This is a genomic window from Clostridium sp. AF34-13 (assembly GCF_003477845.1).
Taxonomy (GTDB): Bacteria; Bacillota; Clostridia; order Lachnospirales; family Lachnospiraceae; genus Butyribacter; species Butyribacter intestini.
The window spans coordinates 1-4,143 of the sequence record NZ_QUEB01000034.1; the positions used below are offsets into that span (position 1 = coordinate 1).

Sequence of the window (4,143 nt, forward strand, 5' to 3'; positions counted from 1 at the left end):
CTTAACAATTTCCGTGAATATACAATGTTAGATTCATATCCTATAACACCATACTATGGTTTTACGGAAGAAGAAGTTAAACAATTATGCCAAAAATATGACATGGATTTTGATTCAATCAAAGCGTGGTACAATGGTTATCTGATAAACGGACTTCATATGTATAATCCAAACTCTGTATCTGAAGCAATCGACAGGCATGCCTTTGCTTCTTACTGGAGAAACACTTCTTCTTTCTCATCAATCAATACATTTATTACAATGAATTATGCAGGTCTTAAAGATGACATTATGACAATGCTTGCAGGCGGAAAGGTAATGGTTGATACCCGGTCGTTTCAAAATGATTTATCCGACATTCATTCAAAGGATGACGCATTGACAGCACTTATTCATTTGGGATATTTAGGTTATGATGCAGATAGAAAAAGTGCATATATCCCTAACTATGAGGTTGCCGAAGCTTTCCAGATGGCATTAAAAACAGGAACATGGGATGAAATATCAAAGGCAATTTCAAGATGTGATGAACTGCTGATGGCTACCATTGATGGTGATGAAACGAAAGTTGCAGAAATTATAGAACAGGCACATGACACCTATACATCCGTTCTTAAGTACAACGATGAAAACTCATTAAGCTGCGTCCTTACAATGGCATATTTTACAGCACCGGGATATTACAATATCGTCCGTGAGATGCCTGCCGGCAAAGGTTTTGCTGATTTTGCATTTATTCCGAGATTAAATGCAGGTTTCAGACCCGCAATAATTGTTGAACTTAAATATAATCAGTCTGCCGAAACCGCTATAAAGCAGATAAAAGAGAAAAAATATCATGGTGCATTATCCGGATACAGTGACAAAATTCTTTTAGTGGGTATCAATTATAATGCGGATGGTTCAGACAAAAAGTACCATACCTGTGTGATTGAGGAGTGGAGAAATTCCTGATAGAACAACTACAAAATTCTCTTGTTTAAAATGAAGTTAAACCGGAAATCTCTCTTGTAATTAAAAAAGAGAGCATTGCAGCCCTTACATTTTCTATAGTGCGGTCTGCAATGTCCTCTTTTTTAATAAACAATCTAAGCCATTACAATGTTAATCTGATCATTTGCATCAAATGCCTTTTTTGATATAACTATGTCGTGATTTTTCACATAAATTGTAGCCATATTTTTATATGTATTCGGAACATCTGCTGCCAAAAGTACATTTTCTTCTACATATTTAACTCCACTTCCAAATGTTAAGGATTTTACAAGAAATCCCGTGAACGCTTCTGTTCCTATTGTCTTAACATTATCAGGCACCACAAGTCCATCTATTGTTTCCCAAGCTGATCTATCGTCTATCTTGCTGATATCTTTCATAAGATAAGCACACAGATAGCCGTCATCAAGCATGAGCATACGCTCATTTTCCTCATTTAACTTTGCAAGCCCTTTTCTTAAGAGTTCATCCTTTAATGAATTTCTCCAATATTTATTTGTCTGCCACAATATCTTTATTGAGTCGTCATCAAGATAATCCATATTTAATGTTATTTTTATATTATTACATTCATAATAACTTGGTCCTAACAGAGTGTCATCTAATATTATCTTAGTTACTGTTTTGGGAAATACTATTTCTTTCATTGCACTGTCCGCAAGATACATCTCATACCCATAGCTTCCTGCTGTAACTGTTGTACATTTATCTGATATAATTACTTTTTTTCGTCCATGTGGTATCCTTAAAAGTGTCTTTCCATCCTTTGAGTATATCAATCCGTCCACACTCTTATACTTTGGATCATTTGCCATAACTTCAAAACCGCCGCTTTTACCAACTCTTTTTAAAATATTAATATTAAGTGATGTTGTAAATTTTATTTTTTTAAGCGATTTGCAAGAATCTCCCACAAAAGACTTTGGCTGATATTCATAATCCGGAATCTCATATTTTATTACTCCTATATTTCCAGGCATTGTTATACTTTCAAGTTTTTTACAGTTACCAAACACACCTTCACCCAGCTTTTTTACTGTTTTGGGAATAGTTATACTTTTTATTGAACTGCTTGCAAACGCTCCTGGTTCAATGCTCTTTACTGATTTTGGAATGGAAATATTTTTTATTGGACATCCCTCAAACGCATAAGCACCAATCTTTTTTACTGTTTTTGGAATATTAACTTTTTCAATTCCAGATTTTTCAAATGTATATTCTTTTATTGTTTTTATACCATTGGGCAGATTTAAGCTTTTTAATGCCGTGGTATTTGAAAACGCACGAGCACCAATCCGTTTTAAAGTTGATGGTAATACTATTTTTTTTAACTTTTTGCAATCTTTAAACGCATTGTCAGGTAATGACACAACCCCTTTTTTAATTACAACTTTTTTAATATTTTTACCCTCATACACTGTTATATTTATGGGATCCCCCATTTCCTTTAACTGTAAGTACACCATTTTTAAAACTCATAGTTACATAATGGTTATCCTGCTTTGTTTTCTTTTTTGCAGCCGAAGCATTATCGGCCTGCATAAATATTATTGATACCGATGCTATGATAACAACTCCGAGCATTATACTTTGTTTAAAAGTGAACTTATCGGCAGACTTTCTTTTTCTGATAAATTTTTCTTTTCCCATACTAAACCTCCATTTCTACACAATGTGCTCTCGTAATCTTCTGAACTAAAAATTTTGAGAAGATACCGAGTACACATCACATATAAGATTTGTGCCTGTGAATACTGAAATCTCCATTTCTAACTATTTTTGTCCGATGTCATATCATTTCTTATAATATAAGACAGATTTTTATGAATTATGTTGCAGGGAAATATAAAATTTTATTCATGTATAAGTCCGTTATCAATATAATATATGAATGCCCTGTTTCTTTGGTTTTCGGCTTTAGGAGATATGCCCATATATATCTTATCATTTATTATTTGCAAACCTTCTATTTCTAATTCTAATTCTTCCGAGCTGGATATAGTATCTCCTAAATAATATAATATTTCACTAACACTACCATATATACTGTAATATATTGTTTTTTTTGATTTTTTAAAAATAACAGAAAGATTAGCTAATGTATTATATGTTCCATCTCCGTCAGACACAATATATATATTCATATCATTATCTATTGCTATTCCCTGTAATTGCCCATTAGGAACATTATCGGCATTTATTACATCACTATCACAGGCTTCAGCTAATTTATCATTATATCTAAAACTTCTATCATTAGTTGAATTGCTGTCTAATGCTTTTTTTATGGCATTAAAATCATAAAATGAATATTGGACATTTCCTTGCCTGCTCTGTTTAAACATAAGCATCTTTTTTCCGTCAGGAGATACATTGACAGCACATCTTCTTAAATCATAAAATGGTGTTCTTGTTTTGTTTGAATACTCTGTGTCATCCAGTTTGTCAATTTTTGTACTCGTAAATGTAACATCCGGTTGATATTCAATTTTACCGATTTTACCAGCTTCCCAATAGGTAGTATTTTCATCTATTTTTGTCTTATTTGCATTTGCACATACAATAAAATATTGATTATTGTTATACTGATACGGTATCAGATTTTGACCATGACCAACACCTTCAATATTCATAGAGTCTCTCATGACTGCCTGCTTACGATTTTGAGGCATTATTTCACATCTTGAAATTTTTACATTATTTGAATTTCCATTCTTAGCATATACCTGAGTAACATATATCTCATTATTCGTTATATATATATTTTGTATTGGTCTGTTTGCTGAATATACTCCATCCATACCAGAAAAATCACTTAAATTATTTATCCAAAAAGCAAACTCTCCATGTATCATATTTCTCGCCATATTTCCTTGCGTAACTGCATCATTAACATCAACTTCAACTTTTCCATCAGCATCAGGCACAATATTTTTATCACTTAGATCTAATGTCATTCCATCAAGATCATCGAAACTGTCAATGTCATCCTCTCTTGTCATAATCAGTGTCTTTGTTTCTTCCTGCCCCTGTGCAGATACTATATTGCTATGTGCACTCATTGGCAAAATTCCCATTGTCACTACCAAACCAAATGTTACCATTCTTCTTAAATTTTTACTCATAATCTACCTCCCTATATTGTTC

At 32.7% G+C, this 4,143-nt stretch carries 4 protein-coding genes; 1 reads left to right on the forward strand and 3 read right to left on the reverse strand.

Annotated elements, in window-relative coordinates; all coding sequences use genetic code 11:
- On the forward strand, positions 1-954 hold a 954-nt coding region (locus DWZ63_RS15425; protein WP_182431558.1), incomplete at its 5' end, for a PD-(D/E)XK nuclease domain-containing protein.
- A 134-nt stretch (positions 955-1,088) separates the two neighbouring features.
- Here DWZ63_RS15425 and DWZ63_RS15430 read toward each other — a convergent pair.
- The 3 genes from DWZ63_RS15430 to DWZ63_RS15440 form a co-directional block, all read right to left on the reverse strand.
- Positions 1,089-2,462, reverse strand: coding sequence for a leucine-rich repeat domain-containing protein (locus DWZ63_RS15430; RefSeq protein WP_118500355.1), 1,374 nt, complete (start codon positions 2,460-2,462; stop codon positions 1,089-1,091).
- On the reverse strand, positions 2,407-2,646 hold the full coding sequence (locus DWZ63_RS15435) for a hypothetical protein (RefSeq protein ID WP_118500356.1): 240 nt from the start codon (positions 2,644-2,646) through the stop codon (positions 2,407-2,409). Before DWZ63_RS15435 ends, DWZ63_RS15430 begins: the two co-directional genes overlap by 56 nt.
- A 203-nt stretch (positions 2,647-2,849) precedes the next feature.
- Positions 2,850-4,121: a helveticin J family class III bacteriocin gene (locus DWZ63_RS15440; RefSeq protein ID WP_055946747.1), complete on the reverse strand. Its 1,272-nt coding sequence runs from the start codon at positions 4,119-4,121 to the stop codon at positions 2,850-2,852.
- Between the last annotated feature and the right edge of the window lie 22 nt (positions 4,122-4,143).

Bases quoted from the DNA above. Each gene is read 5' to 3' on its own strand.
- DWZ63_RS15430 (WP_118500355.1), bottom strand. From the start codon at position 2,462: ATGGTGTACTTACAGTTAAAGGAAATGGGGGATCCCATAAATATAACA.
- DWZ63_RS15435 (WP_118500356.1), bottom strand. From the start codon at position 2,646: ATGGGAAAAGAAAAATTTATCAGAAAAAGAAAGTCTGCCGATAAGTTC.
- DWZ63_RS15440 (WP_055946747.1), bottom strand. From the start codon at position 4,121: ATGAGTAAAAATTTAAGAAGAATGGTAACATTTGGTTTGGTAGTGACA.